This window comes from Prochlorococcus sp. MIT 1201 (assembly GCF_047303415.1).
GTDB lineage: Bacteria > Cyanobacteriota > Cyanobacteriia > PCC-6307 > Cyanobiaceae > Prochlorococcus > Prochlorococcus marinus_D.
This window is the reverse complement of sequence record NZ_CP138947.1, coordinates 979605-997336: the sequence shown is the minus strand read 5'-3', so window position 1 is coordinate 997336 and position 17732 is coordinate 979605. Positions and strand designations below refer to the sequence as shown.

The window sequence follows — 17732 nt, the reverse complement described above, 5'->3', positions numbered from 1 at the left end:
GTGATGGCCAATACATACAAGAGACTCGTTGTCATAGGTGACAGTGGTGTTTATGGATGGGGAGATCGAGAGGGTGGCGGATGGTGTGAACGTCTGCGATGCCAATGGATGAGCCTCCCTGATGCCCCAGTGGTCTACCAGCTTGGAATTCGTGGTGATGGACTGGAAAGTGTTGCCAAACGCTGGCAAAAGGAATGGCAAAGTCGAGGCGAACTCCGTCGTCAGGTTCCTGATGCAGTTCTTGTGGCGGTGGGCCTCAATGACACAGCACGTATTGGACGCCCCGATGGCCGGCCCCAACTCACGGCAGAGGCCTTTCGCTTTGGCCTGCAGCAAATGCTGACAGAGATGAAACACCTCACCAAGGTGATGGTGATGGGCCTCACTCCTGTCGATGAAGCTGTAATGCCATTTGCGCAATGCCTCTGGTATTCAAACCAATCGGGGTCGGTTTATGAAGCCCAGCTTGAGGAAGCCTGTCTTGAGGTTGATGTGCCATTTCTGCCGTTGCACAACGCCATGCTCAATGAACCTGCCTGGCTCAGCTGGATCGAACCCGATGGTATCCATCTCAACTCAGAGGGACATGACTGGATCCACCAACGGGTGATGGCATGGACATCGATGCTGGAGTGGGCAGAGCTCGAACCACTAACAAACTTCACTCCTACGGTTGGCTGAAATCACCCCTAAGGAATCCGATGTTCATCCTTTAGTTGGTTTACCAGTGCTGCAGAAAAGAAGAAATTTAAGGATGTCAATAGAAAGTCAAGTCATGGCGCAAACTTCTTGCAAAACCTTGAGAAGAAAGAGAGCAGAGTGCTCTGGGAATCAGCGTTCATTTTCATTGCCCAAATCGATACAAAAACGCAATCAGGCTGTAGTTAAACACCTTGGATTGGCGCACCTTGCAGCAACTCGCCAAGCCACCCGTGGCGGTGAAGAACTGGATGATCTCATTCAAGAAGCAAGGCTGGGATTAATCATGGCGATGGAGAAATTCGATGCCAATCTTGGATTTAAAGTAAGTAGCTATGCAATGGCCCGTGCCAACGGCCAGATCCTCCATTTCCGCAGAGACAGAAGCCAGATTGTGAGAGTGCCCTGGCGACTGAGAGACCTATATACCCGCGGCATGAGACTCCAGCAGAAGTAGCAGAATGATGGCTTAAAACCTTTCACCGAAGAGCAACTGGCTGCACAATTAAATGTAAGTTCAGACCGCTGGCATCAAGCTGCGGAAGCCATATGGCAGACACACCTTGTATCTCTGGATGCCAAAGAGAGTTCAACAGGTGGCAATCATGTTGAGAAGAGAGTCCCATTATTGGAACGGCTCAAGTCACCAAAGCAGAAAGAACCGGATCTGCAATACCAATGGCTAAAAAGGCTATTCAGCGTCTAACATCCCACCAGCAACACTTGCTTTACGCCCATTACATCGATGACATCAGCTTGAGACAGTTGGCAAAGCGCGAAAAGATGAAGGAGAACAAGCTGCGAAGAGTTTTGCAAGGTTTAATTAAACAACTTCAACTTTGGTCCACAAACAAATCTGATTAGCTGGTTAAGCAGCCAAACCAAGCCAAGCGGCGATTGCGATGGCAAAAACAGCAGCAAAGCTTGTCTGTAAACCATTAACAAGTTCATTACTCAGCCAACTAATTTTGTTCTGAGCAATTGCGCCTAAAAGGCTCTCCATAAGAGTGGCCAATAAGCCAATCAAAGCAACCAAGATCGCCTGGAAACCAAAAGGCAACAGAGAGAGGGAGACCATCACGAAGGTCATCAAAAGACTGCCAAGGGCACTTGCGAGAGTGCCCTCGAGACTGATGGCTCCATCCGTACCAGCAGGTACAGAACGCAGCGTGGTGATGAGCACAGTGGTTCGGCCCCAACGTTTGCCTATCTCACTGCCGAAGGTGTCAGCAAGTTTCGCTGCAAAACTTGCTGCGAAACCGATCATCAGCAAAGACTGGGAACCAAGGCCCAGTTTGATCAGGATTGCCACTACAGCACCAGTGGCTGCAGATCCCCAGACATTTTCAGGCCCACGCCTGCCACCACGTCCCTCAGCAAGGCCAGCGAGTTTCTTCTGGGCCATGCCAAGACGGGTGACCATCGATCCCAGTACGAGATAAATCACAACCGCAAGCCACCCACGCCAGCCCAGACACCCCCAGAGGATGGTGCCTAGTGCCCCGGCATGAATCCATCCGGAGGAAGTGAGTAATGGCAGCCTCTGGGCCAGCGCAATCAATAGAGCATTGAGAGCAAAAGCCAAGAGCCATTGAACCAGAGTCGGATTAGAAAAAAGCATCAACTTTGATAGCACTGCCTTTGGCCAGATTGGACAAGAGACAGCAAGCGTGGGCTATTGCTTGACGCTGTCTGGCAGACCAGAGCATGAAGCAGAAAAAACAGCCTACGGTTTTGATCTTCTCAATCTCAGCATTGAGAAAATTATCACCTCAAAAGACTGTGCAGAAAATCACTGAAGAAGTCCAAGCCCTCGAGCCAAAGGAAGCCGCTATGAGATGAAGGTTTGCTTGAAAAAGACGCCGATAAGCGCTGACATTCGTGAGTAAAAATGCAGCCGCGTAGATCAAAAACAAGCCTGCAGGAATTCAATCAGATCTTGACTGATCTCTTGACAAGCTGATCCGTCGACTTGAAACCATTGTTTGAGCTGCTGCCACAGCAGCTGTGCAAGTGCGCAGGATTGAATCTCCCAACGCCACAGGCACCCAACCGGCGGCCTCAGCGGCACACTCTTCAAGTGGGCTCCAACCACCCTCAGGACCAATCGCAACTGTGACTTGGTTGATTTCTGGGGTCAATCCTTCCATCAAAAGTTGTAGATCAATCAGTCCCTGCCGACGAGTGGTGGCCAAAGCAAAAACTGCATGAACTGGTGGACTTTTCCACAAGGCTGAAGCTTCTGCTATGGGCAAAAGTTCTGGCTGCCAAAGCTGCTCAGATTGCTCAACTGCTTCCCTAAGGATCACCTTCCATCGCAATGGTCGCTCCTCCGCCTGAGGAGTACACCTATCAGAACGTAGAGGCTGAATCAGGTTGACGCCTAGTTCACAACTCATCCTCAAAACCTCCTCAAAGCCACGCTTTGGGAGAACAACAGCCAAACCGAGTTGTTGACGATGGCGAGGTTGTTGTAGAGAAGGAGACGAAGGTGACGTGTCAAGTTTTAAAAAATCACCTGCTTGTAGATGGGCCTCCCAGAAATGGCCAACACCATCAACAACCGCAACCGCTTGCCCATTGCGAAGGCGAAGCACTCTGCGCAGGTAATGGACTTCGTCTTGATTGAGAGATAACAAATGGTCAGAAGCAGTGATTGCATCAAACCGCTGCGATTCAACCAAAAGGCGCCTGAGCTCAGCCAAGAGACTGCCTAGGCCTCCACAGGAAAGATGCTGTCGGGATGGGGCTCAACAGGCCAGTCATCATTGACACCACCAATCAACACTTCATCCAACTGCACCACATCGGAGTCAATTTGTTGGAGAGCGTTGATCAAGACATCAAGTGCAACAGCATCACTTGTACCAAGATCAACCCAACAACGTGCCCAGCAGCCTTGATATTCCAACTGGCCCATGTTGTGCATCAGCGCAGGGATCACGGATCTGGCGTCTTCATTGTCGTAAGTGATCCAGCTGAGATCCGCACCTTCCTCATGGACTTGTAGGTTCTCAGCATTAAATCCACCCAAACGGCCAATCACGTACCAACTATCAAAGATGCCATCGACGTAATTTTGCTCACCCTGGCTTGGTACATCGGCAAAGTGAAGCCATAGCCAACAGTTGAATGGATCAACCTCGCGGAAACGAACGTCCATGAAAGCTCGACGATGGCTGCATCATCGCGGCATTCGACAGATCCGTCTGCATAAGCAAGCATTCATCAATCAAATTGGAGGATCATTAGCTGCTGTGAGCAGAGAAGTGAGGTGCTCATGCTGGAGCTGAAAGACATTCAATACCGTCCCTCAACATCTGAAGAACCTGTGCTGCAGGGAGTTGATCTCCTTGCTCATGCGAGCCAACCCGTTGTAATAGCTGGCGCTAGTGGAAGTGGCAAAACCAGTCTGCTCGAGGTGATCAGTGGACTTGCAAGTGCTCAACAAGGTTCCATTTACTGGGAACACAAACCCTTAAATCAGCGTCAACGACGCTGGTTGTGTGGGGTCGTCTTTCAATTCCCAGAGCGGCACTTTCTTGGTTTAACTGTTGCCCAGGAGCTGCGCTTAGGGCATCGGCGACTCACCAGTGTGGAACAAACACAAGCGCTCCAAAAGGTGGGACTGGCTCAAATCGACATGAAGCAAGCACCGGAACGTCTCAGTGGAGGTCAACAAAGACGGCTTGCCCTTGCTGTTCAGTTGCTGCGCAAGCCAACCATTTTGCTGCTTGATGAACCCACCGCCGGGCTTGATTGGTCAGTACGTGATGAGGTATTGGAACTGCTTTCCAAGCTTGCACGAGAACAGTTGTTAATCGTGGCCACTCATGAGCCAGAACTCTTTGTGGGCTTGTCAAGTGCAGCGTATCGGCTCGATTCAGGTCGGCTTCATAAGCTGCCTCAATAACTCTCAATCAACTTAGATAACTAGCTGCCTTCGCAATCGAAAGTCACAGAAAAGCAATTCACAATGGCCAACCATTGATAAGTAACGCTTCAAAAGCGAATTGGGTCAGCGATCTATAAATATGTCTTGATCTTTTAATCAATAGGTAGTTGTTGAAGTTAAAAAAAATACTTCCAAGACGGCTTGAGGGCCGACAAGTATTGCAGCACTAAGTCTTTTTACTGAAGAACTCAAAAGCATTCTTCAGGAAGCTCGCAATATAGAATTAAACAACAATTCAAAAGAAATATTTAATTGATGGCTAAAAGTGAAACGACAAGAGCTTTTTATCAGTTAATTATATCGAGAAAGCAAGCCATTGTTCGCATGGGTCTTATCTACTCAATCCAAAAGGAGTGCACCAGCCCAAAGCAACAACACTGTTGGCACCGCTTCAAGCTGGTCTCCTGTAATCGGCAGGGTAACGCTTGGTAAAGCTGTCATGGCTTGCAGGAGGAGTCCCCCAAGAATCAAGCCGCTAGCAAGCAAGAGAACACTCCAGCCCAATGATGCAAGTGGGCGACGACCTCGTCTGATCTGACTCAGAAACAGAGCAATTGTTGATACAGCAAGGATAAGCTCCGTACTTCCAACAGGAGCAACAATCACAAGCAATAAGGCAAGTCCTCCCAAGACCAATCGAACCGTGAGGCCCTGTCCTTCAGGTAGAGAGAGATTCGGCCAGAATTCTCCTGATTTGGTGTTAGCAGTTGATGAATTGATATTGCGTAAACGTGTAAGCAGAGCATTGCTTCCACCACTACGAGCAGCTGTCTCGACCTGCAGCTCCTCTCGCTGAGAGGCATTAACTGCAGCGTTGCTCACTTTGCCAAGCTGACGTTCCTTGAGACTGGACATGAGCACAGCGTCATAAGACGCTTCAACCCTTGCCCTGGCTTGAAGGTCATCGCCTACCTCTAAAAGCCGCTTTTCCTTTGCTTGTTGCACAGATTCGAAGCTGGCTCCTGGTTCAAGACCAAGGATGGAGTAGGGATCCTGCGACCCTGGATTCGAACTGGAGCCGATGCCCGAGGCCATGGATCTACGAGAACTACTCTGAGCGTATCGAGACCAGCTCAAAAGAGGGGTGAACCGTAGCGATAGCCATGGCTGTTCTGGAGCTGTTTGCAACAAACCAAAGCCTCTTGCTGTCCCATCCACTGCCTACTCTTGAGCAACGGCATCTGTGGTGGAAGGTGGAAGCCAACAAGCATTTCAACCCTTTCAGGTTGATCATTGCAGCTTGCAGCACGAAAGCAAACGTACTCAGTGCCACCATCAACACAGGGACGTATCAGCCATTGGTTGTCCACTACCACTGAAAACATTCTTTAACGATTCTGGCTAACTAGAGCAGTGAATCGCGAGTTCCTTTCGTCAGGAAAGCAGATTTAAGGCCAACGCTCAGAGGCTGATCGGCTCTACACCACTAACCACAGGCGCAACAGCACTAAGTTCCAACGCAGGGTGATCATCAAGAAGCTGGTTAAGGTTCCACTCGTTCTTGAACAAGAGAACAGGACGCTGCCAGGCATCCTGAACGGTCTTGCAATTAAAGATTCGTCCCATCTCATCTAGAGCAGGCCAACCATCACTGACCCACCGTGCCACCTGGAACCCCATAGGTTCAAGACGGGTCTGAACGCCATATTCGTTTTCTAAACGATGCTGAACAACATCAAGCTGCAACTGACCTACTGCAGCAAGAATCGGATCCCGCTTGCTCTGATCAGTATCGTAGAGAATTTGTACAGCCCCTTCCTCTCTTAACTCATTAACTCCTTTACGAAAATTTTTAAATGCTGAAGGATTCGGGTTACGTAACCAGCTAAATATCTCAGGACTAAAGCATGGTATACCCTCGTATTCAACTCTAGATCCTGTATACAGAGTATCACCAATCGCAAACATACCAGGATTATTTAGACCAATAACATCACCTGGATAGGCATCATCAACGACCGAACGTTCTTGGCCAAATAACTTCTGTGGGCGAGATAGACGTATGGATTTACCGGTTCGTGCTAGGCGCACCGTCATATCCTTTTCAAAACGTCCGCTGCAGACCCTTACAAAGGCGACACGATCACGATGACGAGGATCCATATTGGCCTGTAATTTGAAAACAAAGCCACTAAAGGATGGTCGCAGAGGATCAACAGGGCCCTCACTAGTAGAACGAGCTACCGGACGCTGCGCCATCTCAAGAAAGGCATCAAGGAAAGGCCTTACCCCAAAATTGGTCATTGCTGAACCAAAAAACACAGGTGTCAACTCGCCTGCATGGACTAATTCCAGATCAAGCTCTGCACCTGCTGCTTCCAAGAGCTCTAACTCTTCCAAAGCTTGGTCCAAAAGCTCCTGCTCGACAAGGCTTGGCAATTCCGGATCGTCAAGATGAAGGTGGCGTTCACTGGCTTGCCGGCCCCTTTCCGCTCTTGTAAAAAGAACAACATTTCTAGTTCGACGATCAATAACACCACGAAACAACTCCCCACTACCAATAGGCCAATTCACGGCCCAAGGTATTAGCTCCAACTCTGCTTCAATCTCATCCAACAGCAACAGAGGATCCCGCCCTGCACGATCCATCTTGTTTATGAAAGTAAAGATTGGAATGTTTCTCATGCGACATACCTCAAACAATTTTCTGGTCTGAGGTTCTAAACCCTTAGCTGCATCCTCCAACATCACTGCATTATCTGCAGCCGCCAGGGTGCGATAAGTGTCTTCGGAAAAATCCTGGTGTCCGGGGGTATCAAGAAGGTTAATTGTGTTATCTGCATAATCAAACTGCAGCACGGTGGAGGTGATCGATATACCCCGCTGCTTCTCCAACTCCATCCAATCGGAGGTCACCTTGCGCTGCTCACCACGGGCTTTAACAGCCCCTGCTTGCTGGATCGCACCTCCGTAAAGCAACAATTTTTCTGTAAGGGTGGTCTTCCCCGCATCTGGATGGGAAATGATCGCGAAATTGCGGCGACGGCTAATGGCCTCAGCCAACGAGGCCTCAAGGACTTGATCTATATCGATTGAAGAGGCCGAATCAATCGGCGGGCTCGTGGAATCGGGAAGAGAGGTCAAGCTGTGACGAAGATCTGGCGGGTGCAAGTGCATATTAAAGGTGCGATAAATGATCAAGCCTTTGACTGGGTCTAAGATTCATAAGACAAGGAATTCACTTCGCGGCAGGTGTAAAGGTGATATTTCAGCCTCTGTCAATGATTGATTGTGATCAGTTTTTCAATCTCAACTCATCTCAGTGAGAAATACTGCTTTGGCAAAGTGCTTAAGCGTACTCAATCATTCTGATCCATCGAAGCAACCAAGATCATCGATTTCTAGTACTGAGCCCTCCCTGAGGGCCATGGCCGCAACACCAACGTTGATCTCAATACTTTCTTCAGCGACAACTCAATTGTTGGGAAAAGACTTGCGCTCTCACTTGTGAAAACAGGCGAGAAGGCCTCATAAATGAAACTGACCCTATGCAGTTAGATCGTGCCGAATACGTCGAGATACCTGTCCTCAACTTCGATCACATGCAAATGATCTAGACCTGCATGAACAAGCTGTGACTGCACCTCTTCCAAGGTGAAGGCTGCGTGCAGAGACGCCAAATAATCACGAATCAAAATAGAAGGTGCTTCCTGCATGTGTTTTTGTTGAAGCGCAATAGCATGTTTCGTCGATAAGGGTCGACGCAAATCGCGATGAAAAACAAACGCACCTGGGGCTGCTAAATACTTAGTGACCTGCCATAAAAGATTGGGGTCATGAAGGTGGTGAAGCAAGCTATTACTAACAACGAGAGCAGCCGAACATTTCAAATCGACGCATTGGTTCACGAGTGATGAAAGATTGGAACAGCGATAGGTCAGTCGCTTAAGTTCAGCGGCCATCGCTTTTTGCCGTTGCAAAGCGTGATCAAGCATCGCTTGCGCACCATCGATGCCAAGCACCATCACTTCAGGCCAGAGCAGCTGGAGACGCTCGCAAATATTTCCAGGTCCACAACCAAGATCAACGATCATGCTGCCTGGAGAAGGAATCTTGCACAAGCTGATCAGATACTCCTGCAAGCGTTGGATTAATGCCTCATCACCACAAGAGAAATCTGCTTCGGCATAGGCCCTGGCCTGAAGCGGATCATCCATTAACTCCGGCTCAGGCAAACGCTTCACAAGATCTCAATCAGATTTCTCACTAGTCTCAACCAGGCACTTTCGATGGTGTTACTAAAGCTTGCAGACACCATGAGTGGCGGTAGCGTTCCCGTACTTATCGGCATAAGCCAACCTATGACCCTGACTTCGAGCAGACCTGAGATAGCAATGACAGCCTTAGAAGCCAGCGGACAGCGTGGTGATTTCCCTGCCACGGCTCCAGCGGCTAACCCGGTTTTTTATCGCACTTACAGCCGCCGCACCTCGTCGGGACGAGAAAGCTGGAACGAAGTCAGCACACGCAACCTCCAAGGACTGCAGCAACTCGGCAAACTCAGAGCTGAGGAAGTAGCGCTGATGTCGCGCATGCAAGCCGAGAAAAAGGCTCTCCCCTCTGGTCGTTGGCTATGGATCGGTGGAACTGATTGGATCGAAAGAGCAGAGAATTTCTCAGGTGCCTATAACTGCACATCCACCAACCTGGTGGACTGGGAAGCCTTTGGTCTAATGATGGACCTTGCGATGATGGGCTGCGGAACTGGTGCTGTCATTGAACCTCACTTGATTGATCAGCTTCCGGTGGTTCGCAACCCCATCAAAATCGTTGGCGTCACAGATATTGGCCTAACAGCAGCACATCAAAGACAAGAGCAGACAACGCACAGCATTGAAAACGACAACGTCTTGATCAAGGTTGGAGACACGCGTCGTGGCTGGGTTGACAGCTATCAGTTATTACTCGAACTATGCAGCGATGAGCGCTTCGCTGGACGAACCATCAATGTGAGTATTGACCTTTCCGACGTAAGGCCAGTAGGCGAGACCCTCAAGGGCTTCGGTGGCATGGCCAATCCAGTGAAGCTGAAGGATCTTTATACCCGTGTCGCTCGACTGCTTGGTAAAGCAGTCGGCCGTCGCCTCACTTCAGTGGAGTGTTGCCTCTTAATCGACGAAGCCGCAGTAACAATCGTGGCAGGCAACATTCGCCGCAGTGCTGGCATGCGTCAGTTCTCGGCGGAAGATCTTGCAGCTGCAGAAGCCAAAGAAAATCTCTGGCAACAAGATGCCGAAGGTAATTGGCGCATCGATCCCGAAAAAGATGCGCTACGCATGGCCAATCACACCAGGGTTTACCACAACAGACCGAGCCGATCGATTGTGGTTGAAGCCGTAAGAAAACAATTCCATTCTGGAGAGGGTGCCATTCAATTCGCACCAGAGGCCATTGCTCGCTCCAATGCAGACCTGCTCACCACACAAGAATTACGCCAGGAATTCATTGGGATCTACTGCGATCAGGGAAAAGACGAAGCAGGCCGCTGGTTGCAGACCAACCACGGTCCGATCGATGCCAGCGAACTAGAGCATCGACTAGGCCGCTATGGCCTAAACCCATGCGGGGAAATTCTTGGAGCCGACTTTCACTGCAATTTGGCCGAAATCCATCTCAACCAAATCGACCCTTGCGATGAAGACGGTCAAGCCGATGCTTTCAAAGCTGCTGCTCTATCTGTTGCCTGCCTACTAAACCATCGCTTTGAAGTTCCCAGATATCGCCAAAGCCGTGCCTGGGATCCAATTGTGGGCGTGAGTTTTACTGGTTTATTTGACTTCTTCGTCCATGCCTTCGGTACTGCCTGGCTCAGATGGTGGGAAAACGGTCGACCAGACACAGATGAAGGTCGCCAATTCAAGCAAAAGGAAGCATCCTTTTTGATTCGTTGGAAAAAAATAGTCAACGAAACTGTCTGGGACTATTGCGATCGCCACGAGTTGCGTCGCCCTAGCCGTTGCACCACAGTTCAACCAGCCGGAACGAAAAGTCTGCTTACAGGAGCAGCGCCGGGATGGCATCCTCCTAAGGCCCAGCGTTTCATTCGTCGGATTACCTTCCGCAAGAATGATCCAGTGGCGATGGCATGTATGGACTACGGATACACCGTTGTGCCGTCTCAGTCTGATAAAGATGAGCAGGGTCGCTTGCTGGATGATCCATTTGATCCACGCTGCAGCGAATGGTTGGTTGAAATCCCCACGGAAGTCAGCTGGGCCAACCTGCCTGGAGCCGATGCTGTCAATATCAATAACTTCTCAGCACTAGCTCAATTTGATTTCTACATGCAAGTGCAAAGCCATTACACGGCCCACAACACTTCAGCGACGATCGAACTGCGTGAGGATGAGATAGAGAGTCTGGGCGAAGCATTGCATCAGGCCATTGACAACAGTGAGGGCTACATCTCTGCTGCGCTGCTTGCTCGCTTCGATGCCCACAATGCCACCTTCCCGCGCTTGCCGTTTGAACCGATCGATGCAAACACATTCGAGCGCCTGCAAGCAGAGGTGGTTAATCGGAGGGTGAGGAGCAACTTCTTCGAAGCTCTTCACTCCTATGACCAAGGTGAACTGATGGAGGCGGGGCCGGCAGGCTGTGACTCAGACAAATGCCTACTTCCACTTGCCAAACCTGGGAGCTGACAAAAACGCTGATGGGATCCGTGCTGGATGGTTCACCAGGACGGATCTCTAGGCAAGAGGCATAAAATTCTGACAAAACCAAATCAATTGGTTGGTAAAGACCATTGCAACCAAAAGCGATAGGTGGCTATTTATGGGGTGAGGCAAGTTCGATCTACACCTCCTTAAGCCAATGAGCACTGCCAAGATCAAGGTCAATGCGATGAGTAAAAGCACACGCGAAGCAATAGTCGACAAACTCAGGGCTTGTCAAACAGATGAGCAGTTACTTGCATACGATGCTCAATTCAATATTGAATCCAATACAGGCCCCTTATATCTGGTGATTTGCGAATTTCTACATAATCGCACCATCTCTCGTGCGATCGCCGCCAAGTGGCTAAGGACACTACTGGAAGACCGCGAAAATAAACTTCGAATGGTGAGTGTAAAAACCTAAAATATTGCCTTAGATCCACGTAAACACGATGCTCATGAACCTGAAGAATGATAGACAGACCAACACATCAATAGTTAACAACTTTTCAATAGGAGTTTGACAAGAAGAATGAAGCAGAGACTCCAAGAAGCATGGAATTCATTCTGTATTTTTTTTCATCACTGATCTCTACGTTGGAAAACCTATCAATCACATGCCTCGAACAAAACCAAAAAAAGGTTTAAAAAACAGATATAGCCTTAATCGCAGGATAAATACATTAACCATCCTCCTATCAAATTGATTGATTGATCTTTGCGATGGCTAGAGATGGGCAACTAGCCTTAGGGTATTACTATTAACGTGCAGCCATACAAGCATGAAGCCCAAAATTGTTGATGGACCAAATCAATCGAAACGAGGAGAAGAGTTTTCCGCTTTAGCAAAGATTTTTGCTATTGGGATTGCTCCGCGTGGAATCATTGCAATCGGCATCGTGCCGATGGGCTTTGTAAGTATTGGAGTGGTATCCATGGGCTTAGTGAGCATTGGCTGCGTAGGCATGGGAGCCATTAGCGCATGCCTGGTAGGCATGGGGATATGGGCTACGGGAATGAATGTTATGGCTGCTTGGAAAGCAATACCAATCAGAGTACATGGAATATTGGTTAACAGGCATCCTATTCAGCTCTATTACAAGCCAAGCAGCCACCATTGATTCGATAAGGAGAAAGGTGACCATTAAGACAATAAGTGCCTCTAAAAAATTTCTTTACTCCAATTTCCCTGGCATGAGCATCAGTTAAGGGAAGTTTTAGCCATTGATCTGGAACCTTACCGACAAGATTCTTTCGATTAATTAGTGCCTGCTTTCTTCTTAAGTTCTCCTCACGATCATTCTTATCACAAACAGCCTCAGTTGTGAGTTCACGAGAACATTCAATGCATTCGGTAATATTCTTTTTCTTTCTCAACCGATGAGATAAAGAGTCACTCGGAACTTCACGTTCATTGCCGCAGCTACAACGGCACCACCAATAGCAGTTGCCTGCTGCGGTTCTGCGATCGGACGCACGAACAACAGTTAGGCGACCATAAACTTCTCCGAGCCGATCTCGAGGCTTACTAGGCATCAGTAACTTCTCAAGTCATGCATTGGCAAACATAATTAGTCAAAGGATCTGCAAGCAATTTAATATGTTGACATATCGATGGAATATAGTCAATACACCTCTACAATATAAATGAGATATTCGTGAGATTCTTACAGGATTAAAAATGGGCACGGATGAAAAAGATGATTTCGATTCATCTTCATCACTAAATTGGAGCAATGTGCGCAATGAATTATCTCCTTCATCCGTCAATGAGCTTCCCGCAAATGGCAATTTTGAAAAGTTGGAAACTTTTATTTCTTCTCTTCAGTTTATGGGTTTATTCCACGGCGGCAATGCAGAGAAAGACGATGATTTGCTTGCTATGACGAGTGAAAAGCGTTGGCCATGGCTGACAGAAGACACTGTAGTCTGATCAAATACGAGCATGGTCATCATCCATTCAATGTCATGGTTTAAACTATCAAAGCTGACTTGATCGAGTCAGTTGAGGGAGAGGTGGTCGAGTGGTTGATGGCTCTGGTCTTGAAAACCAGCATGTCCGCAAGGGCATCGTGGGTTCGAATCCCACCCTCTCCGTTTTGGTTACCGTAATATCAGATGATTAGATTTCAAAACAGTTTCTATATAGATTGTGGTGAAAGCAAATAGAATATCTACGATTAAAATGGTCTAGTCAAACAGATTGTAGATCTGCTTCAGCAAGCGTGACTAACTTATTGGAGTCTGAGTCCCAAAGAATATAAGCAAAGCAATCTGGTATCTCTGTAATTCGTAATTTCTTTGCTCCATGCAGAAGTGCTTTATTATGTGTATGGCATGCCTTCAATCTATAATTAGGTATCCGCTCGCAAAGATGATGAATGCTATGAAAAGAAATATCTGCAAAAAACCAATTAAGCCATAGTGGAATATCTAAATTGCTACTGCCTTCAATTGCTGCAGTAAAGTAACTCCAGTCGTCATTACCATGAGCATAGGAACCCTCGAAATTATGTTGAACAAAAAAGATGCAAATAAAGATTGCTGCCGAAGCTGTCATCACCAACGAGTAACAAGTCCAAAACAGACCGACTCCGAGCCATCGACTCATTAATATCCAACTTACTAGTACTAAGAGGTTATTTGCCAGAAGATCAGCTAACTCTCCAGAGGTATACCAATAACTAGACTGGTGCTTCAGTAATTGAGAGCTAAAACTATTGATACTTTTCCAGCCCTCATCTCGAAGACCTACAACAAATTGACGGCACTTAGACCAACAATATTCTGTTAATCCCAGAATCAAGGCCAATCGAGGCTTGATTATGAGGTAAAAGAAGCCACCAGGAAATAACATCAATGGATGGCGACTTATAAAATAAATAATCTTGTTAACTTTAGATAGAGATTGATACTGAGCAAGAGTTAATAAAGCTGAAGGGCCTCGATAAAGCTGCCAATTTCCATTGTGCTTATGATGATATGCATGCCCTCGTGACCAAGGGTGCTGAGGTATCGCATTCAGCACTCCAAGAAAAAAACCGGCCAAGCGGTTGAGCCATCGGGAGTGAAAAAGAGAACCGTGTCCGCAATCATGCATTAAAGCAAAGCAGCGAGACGAAAGCAAAACCAATAGGAGAAGAACAATGAATAATTGAACAGCCTTCATGCCAACTGGAGAGGATGCAAGCCCAATCAATGACACCATCAGCCATAATCCAGCGATCGGAACAAGAGTGGAGAACAACTGCCAACAAGCCCAAGGGTCACTGCGTTGCAAGTAGGGCTCAATGACGAAATCAGTCCTGTTTAGAGGCCTGTTCTCTGGTGGGATTGGTGGATCGTAGGATTGTGTTGGGATCTGGCTAACGTTTGAAGTGTCCCTATAATATGCCACTTTTATCAGCAAACTGTGCCTTTGCATAGAGGTGGATGAAATCACTAAGCGGGTTAAACACATATAGTGCAACTGATCTGGAGATGATGGCTAGGCAAGCAGCACTTAAAAGGTATTGAGAACTTCATTGAGTAACAATACAGGAGAAGCAGAGATCCAAGCCAAATACTCTTCAAATAAATATATTGACGACAAAGCATCATGTCTTAAACCTATAAAAGATCAGGCTATAAATCGATTGTGATTCATATAACGAATCCGACTTAGAGTGTCAGCGAAAAATATCGCAGCAATAGATTGCAGAATATCCAATGATCTAAAATTGTGATGGCCAAAGCTCGCCAAACAAATCTGAAAGTAGCTTTAGCCGCCTAGGTCTACTGCTACTACTATACAATTGCTGCTGATCACGCAAAATATCTGCTGCGTTATCGCCAAGGGCTGCACAGATGAAATCATTGTCTTCAGCAATCCATCGAAAAACATCTTCATCCTCGACTTCTAGATGAAACTGGAGCCCATAAGCCAATGGGCCAATTCTGAACAATTGCTCACGGCAGCGAACACTACTGGCAAGAACGTTGGCATTTTTAGGCAGAATTATCCTGTCGCCATGCCAATGCAAAACATCCAGTGGCTGGATTAAAGACCTGATGACTGACTGATTTCCTGCCTCGAGCGTTGATTTAATTGGTGCCCACCCGACCTCCGCAAGTGGTCGCGGTGGATCGCCGCCCAACAGCGGTTCAACGCCACCACCACAAGCATGTGCAAGTAACTGTGCACCAAGACAGACACCAGCAAAAGGGATCTGATGCTCCAAGGCTTGTTGAATTAAAAGAACCTCATCCTCTAACCATGGGAAGGCTGGGTTATGCAGATCGCCTACGCCCATCGGCCCTCCTAGGACCAGCAAACCATCTCCTTTAACCAAAGAAGGCAAAGGTTCCCCTAGGTCCACACGGATGACATGAACTGCCATGCCGTGTTGTTGAGCAAGGTCTTCAAACAAACCAGGAGTTTCACGGTCTAAATGTTGAACAACAAAGAGGCGTGTCATTTGAATAGAAAATGAATTTGTCACACTAATATTGTTGAGGTTAACTGCTACAGCAGTACCAACAGCCTGATTGACAAGGGTTGGCTGTTGAAACGAGCTCAATAAACTAATAAATGCAACTAAAGCAAGAAAAAACAGTGGCTATAAAATAATACCTTGTGGTTATGAATGACATTTACAACAGGCAGATTTGATTTATTATAGAATCACGAAAAGCAATAAAGTCATTGGACGAAAGCATTGCGCAAGCATTTCAACCATAAAAAGATATAAGCTGCTGATTACGTAAAAATTCAGCGTCTGTCTGGAGGATTTAATCAGCATCATGATGAGCATGACTAATCTTAGATCTGCAAAGTGAGAGAATCAAGCAGCCAATTGCAAATGAGCGAGTGCTTCGAGTGAAATTCACAGGGAAAATAAGGTATAGAGTCAGTAGGAGTTTTTTCTTCAATATCGGGGCTCTGAAAGTAACATCTATTGGAAGATCATGAAGGCCAAATGAGATAAGTACGCAATATCAAATAGAAAGATTATAATTAATCAATCGACAAGATTCACAGCAGAAATCATTTTTTTATCTTGCATCTATGATCGACAAGTCGCAATCGAATAAAAGCTTCAATAGAGATGCTGGTTTATGTATAAAAATCAACCTCACCAAGTAGGTGGAAATCAATGTCTAGTCAATGAACAATAGAGTTGATAGTGATAAAGTCTAAAACCGTAATCATAAATAATCGCAGAATATAATTGCTTAGCCGACCCATTACCAAGCCTTGAAGCTAACTGGCTGATATTTAGCAAACTCTAGGGTCCAGCCTCTTTCGGCTATTTTTTTTAAATCAAGAAGGAAGCTCGAGAAGTCTCCGTTTTGGATCCAGGCTGCCTTGATTGCGGGTAGATCCTCCGGTAAACGCTCCATTGGCAGTTCTACAAGTAGGAAGCTGTTTGCTCCAACAGCTCGGTTCAAGGGGCCGTCATCTGTACGTTGCCATATGCGCAGCAATAATTCCAACGCAAGGGCCTTGCCATCATCTGATGGCATGTCATGACGCGCCTGTTGACCACCAACGTCCGCATTGCTCGGTGGGAGAGACTGTGATTTACCTGAAAGTGGTAGTGCACGCTTACCATTTTGCTCAAGCAAGGCCAAGGCGATTAAATAGGGAGCATCTGCCATAAGGCATCATCGGATCCTCCATCATGACGGGTTAACAGGCCTGCAATGGCAAGAAAAGCAAAAAGGCTGTATTGAAATCACTCTAAGGAGACATTGCCAAATCCAGAGAGTGCATCAATTCCTTCATCCCGATTGAATAATGAGGGAATGCTGCCATGATTTGAATTAATCATGAATCCGAGGATGGACAACCCAGAACGCCCTGTATGGATGAACTGGGCATTCCTAGGTATATTTCTTTGGACCAGCTGGCAGTTAGCCGGATTTTGGATGGAACGCCTCAACGGATAAGCCATCAGCTGAGTTAAAGCACAAAGGTATAAAGATTGCTGCCTATAGAGCAAAGCTCAAAAGAATCCTTTAACAATAATCCCCACAACCAATGACAATGCTGATTTCTTTAACCATGAGACATGAATCGAATAATGTCAATACTGGCTTTGTTGAATCTAAGTCATTAGAAATTAAATAAACCAAGCGATAGTGAATAAACACTGTCAGCATAGGTTGATAATAAACAAGATGATTATTAATTTAAGAATAAATAGAAAGTCTTACTAACACATTCTGTCGAAGACAGTAAAATCATGCTGAAGGCATATAGAATATTGTTTTGAAGGAACATAAATCACTCATTTGATTCAAATCCTGCAGCTCTTTAAGGGCTCATCTAGCAAGAGCCTCATTCAATTAACAAGCCTCACTAATGATTCAGTTTCTTAAAGAGAGAAGATTGAACAAATCATTGCCTGGTCTAACCCTAAATTTCATAAAAAACC

18 protein-coding genes and 1 tRNA gene are annotated in these 17732 nt (G+C 46.9%); 8 read left to right on the top strand and 11 right to left on the bottom strand.

Annotated features, from left to right (window positions below; translation table 11 throughout):
- The first annotated feature begins 3 nt into the window (after positions 1–3).
- Both SIB41_RS04840 and SIB41_RS04835 read left to right on the top strand, forming a co-directional pair.
- Positions 4–681: a GDSL-type esterase/lipase family protein gene (locus SIB41_RS04840; RefSeq protein WP_011130161.1), complete on the top strand. Its 678-nt coding sequence runs from the start codon at positions 4–6 to the stop codon at positions 679–681.
- Positions 682–898: 217 nt separating this feature from the next.
- Entirely contained in the window at positions 899–1156 is a 258-nt protein-coding gene (locus tag SIB41_RS04835; protein WP_413360883.1) for a sigma factor, read from the top strand.
- Positions 1157–1567: 411 nt separating this feature from the next.
- Here the strand turns inward: SIB41_RS04835 and SIB41_RS04830 are convergent, their stop codons facing one another.
- The 3 genes from SIB41_RS04830 to SIB41_RS04820 form a co-directional block, all read right to left on the bottom strand.
- On the bottom strand, positions 1568–2320 hold the full coding sequence (locus tag SIB41_RS04830) for a DUF92 domain-containing protein (protein WP_413360879.1): 753 nt from the start codon (positions 2318–2320) through the stop codon (positions 1568–1570).
- Between the two features lie 307 nt (positions 2321–2627).
- Complete coding sequence (locus SIB41_RS04825) at positions 2628–3404, bottom strand: 16S rRNA (uracil(1498)-N(3))-methyltransferase (protein WP_413360876.1); 777 nt, start codon at positions 3402–3404, stop codon at positions 2628–2630.
- 8 nt (positions 3405–3412) lie between these two features.
- Positions 3413–3862 (bottom strand): DUF3531 family protein, encoded by a 450-nt coding sequence (locus SIB41_RS04820; RefSeq protein WP_011130165.1) that lies wholly within the window; start codon positions 3860–3862, stop codon positions 3413–3415.
- 117 nt (positions 3863–3979) lie between these two features.
- On the opposite strand from SIB41_RS04820, the gene SIB41_RS04815 reads away from it, so the two are divergent.
- On the top strand, positions 3980–4612 hold the full coding sequence (locus tag SIB41_RS04815) for an ABC transporter ATP-binding protein (protein ID WP_413360873.1): 633 nt from the start codon (positions 3980–3982) through the stop codon (positions 4610–4612).
- Positions 4613–4993: 381 nt separating this feature from the next.
- Here SIB41_RS04815 and SIB41_RS04810 read toward each other — a convergent pair whose 3' ends face one another.
- The 4 genes from SIB41_RS04810 to SIB41_RS04795 all read right to left on the bottom strand — a co-directional run bounded on the left by SIB41_RS04810 (position 4994) and on the right by SIB41_RS04795 (position 8829).
- Complete coding sequence (locus tag SIB41_RS04810; protein ID WP_413360871.1) at positions 4994–5689, bottom strand: CPP1-like family protein; 696 nt, start codon at positions 5687–5689, stop codon at positions 4994–4996.
- Between the two features lie 38 nt (positions 5690–5727).
- Positions 5728–5979 carry a hypothetical protein gene (locus SIB41_RS04805; protein ID WP_041374804.1) on the bottom strand — a complete coding sequence of 84 codons (252 nt, stop codon included), beginning with the start codon at positions 5977–5979 and terminating at the stop codon, positions 5728–5730.
- A 76-nt stretch (positions 5980–6055) separates the two neighbouring features.
- Positions 6056–7738 carry a peptide chain release factor 3 gene (locus SIB41_RS04800; protein ID WP_370520991.1) on the bottom strand — a complete coding sequence of 561 codons (1683 nt, stop codon included), beginning with the start codon at positions 7736–7738 and terminating at the stop codon, positions 6056–6058.
- A 410-nt stretch (positions 7739–8148) separates the two neighbouring features.
- Entirely contained in the window at positions 8149–8829 is a 681-nt protein-coding gene (locus SIB41_RS04795) for a class I SAM-dependent methyltransferase (RefSeq protein ID WP_413361390.1), read from the bottom strand.
- Positions 8830–8955: 126 nt separating this feature from the next.
- Between SIB41_RS04795 and nrdJ the strand changes: the two genes are divergently transcribed.
- From nrdJ to SIB41_RS04780, 3 genes are all read left to right on the top strand, one after another.
- Positions 8956–11298, top strand: coding sequence for a ribonucleoside-triphosphate reductase, adenosylcobalamin-dependent (gene nrdJ / locus SIB41_RS04790; protein WP_197524598.1), 2343 nt, complete (start codon positions 8956–8958; stop codon positions 11296–11298).
- A gap of 172 nt (positions 11299–11470) precedes the next feature.
- Positions 11471–11737 carry a spectrin repeat-containing protein gene (locus SIB41_RS04785; protein ID WP_011130172.1) on the top strand — a complete coding sequence of 89 codons (267 nt, stop codon included), beginning with the start codon at positions 11471–11473 and terminating at the stop codon, positions 11735–11737.
- Between the two features lie 358 nt (positions 11738–12095).
- Complete coding sequence (locus SIB41_RS04780; RefSeq protein ID WP_413360868.1) at positions 12096–12434, top strand: hypothetical protein; 339 nt, start codon at positions 12096–12098, stop codon at positions 12432–12434.
- Here SIB41_RS04780 and SIB41_RS04775 read toward each other — a convergent pair.
- The gene (locus SIB41_RS04775) at positions 12397–12849 is read right to left on the bottom strand and encodes an early protein (E6) (RefSeq protein WP_413360866.1); all 453 of its coding nucleotides are present in this window, start codon (positions 12847–12849) and stop codon (positions 12397–12399) included. The genes SIB41_RS04780 and SIB41_RS04775 overlap by 38 nt on opposite strands.
- 145 nt (positions 12850–12994) lie before the next feature.
- On the opposite strand from SIB41_RS04775, the gene SIB41_RS04770 reads away from it, so the two are divergent.
- A complete protein-coding gene (locus tag SIB41_RS04770) occupies positions 12995–13246 on the top strand; it encodes a hypothetical protein (protein WP_413360863.1) in 252 nt (83 codons plus the stop codon).
- Between the two features lie 77 nt (positions 13247–13323).
- Positions 13324–13410, top strand: a tRNA-Ser gene (locus tag SIB41_RS04765).
- 97 nt (positions 13411–13507) lie between these two features.
- Here the strand turns inward: SIB41_RS04765 and SIB41_RS04760 are convergent.
- From SIB41_RS04760 to SIB41_RS04750, 3 genes are all read right to left on the bottom strand, one after another.
- Entirely contained in the window at positions 13508–14593 is a 1086-nt protein-coding gene (locus SIB41_RS04760) for a fatty acid desaturase (RefSeq protein WP_413360861.1), read from the bottom strand.
- 433 nt (positions 14594–15026) lie between these two features.
- Positions 15027–15872 carry a type 1 glutamine amidotransferase gene (locus SIB41_RS04755; protein ID WP_413360858.1) on the bottom strand — a complete coding sequence of 282 codons (846 nt, stop codon included), beginning with the start codon at positions 15870–15872 and terminating at the stop codon, positions 15027–15029.
- A gap of 667 nt (positions 15873–16539) precedes the next feature.
- Entirely contained in the window at positions 16540–16953 is a 414-nt protein-coding gene (locus tag SIB41_RS04750) for a hypothetical protein (protein ID WP_063398065.1), read from the bottom strand.
- Positions 16954–17732 lie beyond the last annotated feature (779 nt).

Excerpts from the sequence above, each read along its gene's own strand:
- SIB41_RS04815 (WP_413360873.1), top strand. The coding sequence starts at position 3,980 with ATGCTGGAGCTGAAAGACATTCAATACCGTCCCTCAACATCTGAAGAA.
- SIB41_RS04775 (WP_413360866.1), bottom strand. The coding sequence starts at position 12,849 with ATGCCTAGTAAGCCTCGAGATCGGCTCGGAGAAGTTTATGGTCGCCTA.
- SIB41_RS04780 (WP_413360868.1), top strand. The coding sequence starts at position 12,096 with ATGAAGCCCAAAATTGTTGATGGACCAAATCAATCGAAACGAGGAGAA.
- nrdJ (WP_197524598.1), top strand. The coding sequence starts at position 8,956 with ATGACCCTGACTTCGAGCAGACCTGAGATAGCAATGACAGCCTTAGAA.
- SIB41_RS04830 (WP_413360879.1), bottom strand. The coding sequence starts at position 2,320 with ATGCTTTTTTCTAATCCGACTCTGGTTCAATGGCTCTTGGCTTTTGCT.
- SIB41_RS04785 (WP_011130172.1), top strand. The coding sequence starts at position 11,471 with ATGAGCACTGCCAAGATCAAGGTCAATGCGATGAGTAAAAGCACACGC.
- SIB41_RS04810 (WP_413360871.1), bottom strand. The coding sequence starts at position 5,689 with ATGGCCTCGGGCATCGGCTCCAGTTCGAATCCAGGGTCGCAGGATCCC.
- SIB41_RS04750 (WP_063398065.1), bottom strand. The coding sequence starts at position 16,953 with ATGGCAGATGCTCCCTATTTAATCGCCTTGGCCTTGCTTGAGCAAAAT.
- SIB41_RS04820 (WP_011130165.1), bottom strand. The coding sequence starts at position 3,862 with ATGGACGTTCGTTTCCGCGAGGTTGATCCATTCAACTGTTGGCTATGG.
- SIB41_RS04770 (WP_413360863.1), top strand. The coding sequence starts at position 12,995 with ATGGGCACGGATGAAAAAGATGATTTCGATTCATCTTCATCACTAAAT.
- SIB41_RS04840 (WP_011130161.1), top strand. The coding sequence starts at position 4 with ATGGCCAATACATACAAGAGACTCGTTGTCATAGGTGACAGTGGTGTT.
- SIB41_RS04805 (WP_041374804.1), bottom strand. The coding sequence starts at position 5,979 with ATGTTTTCAGTGGTAGTGGACAACCAATGGCTGATACGTCCCTGTGTT.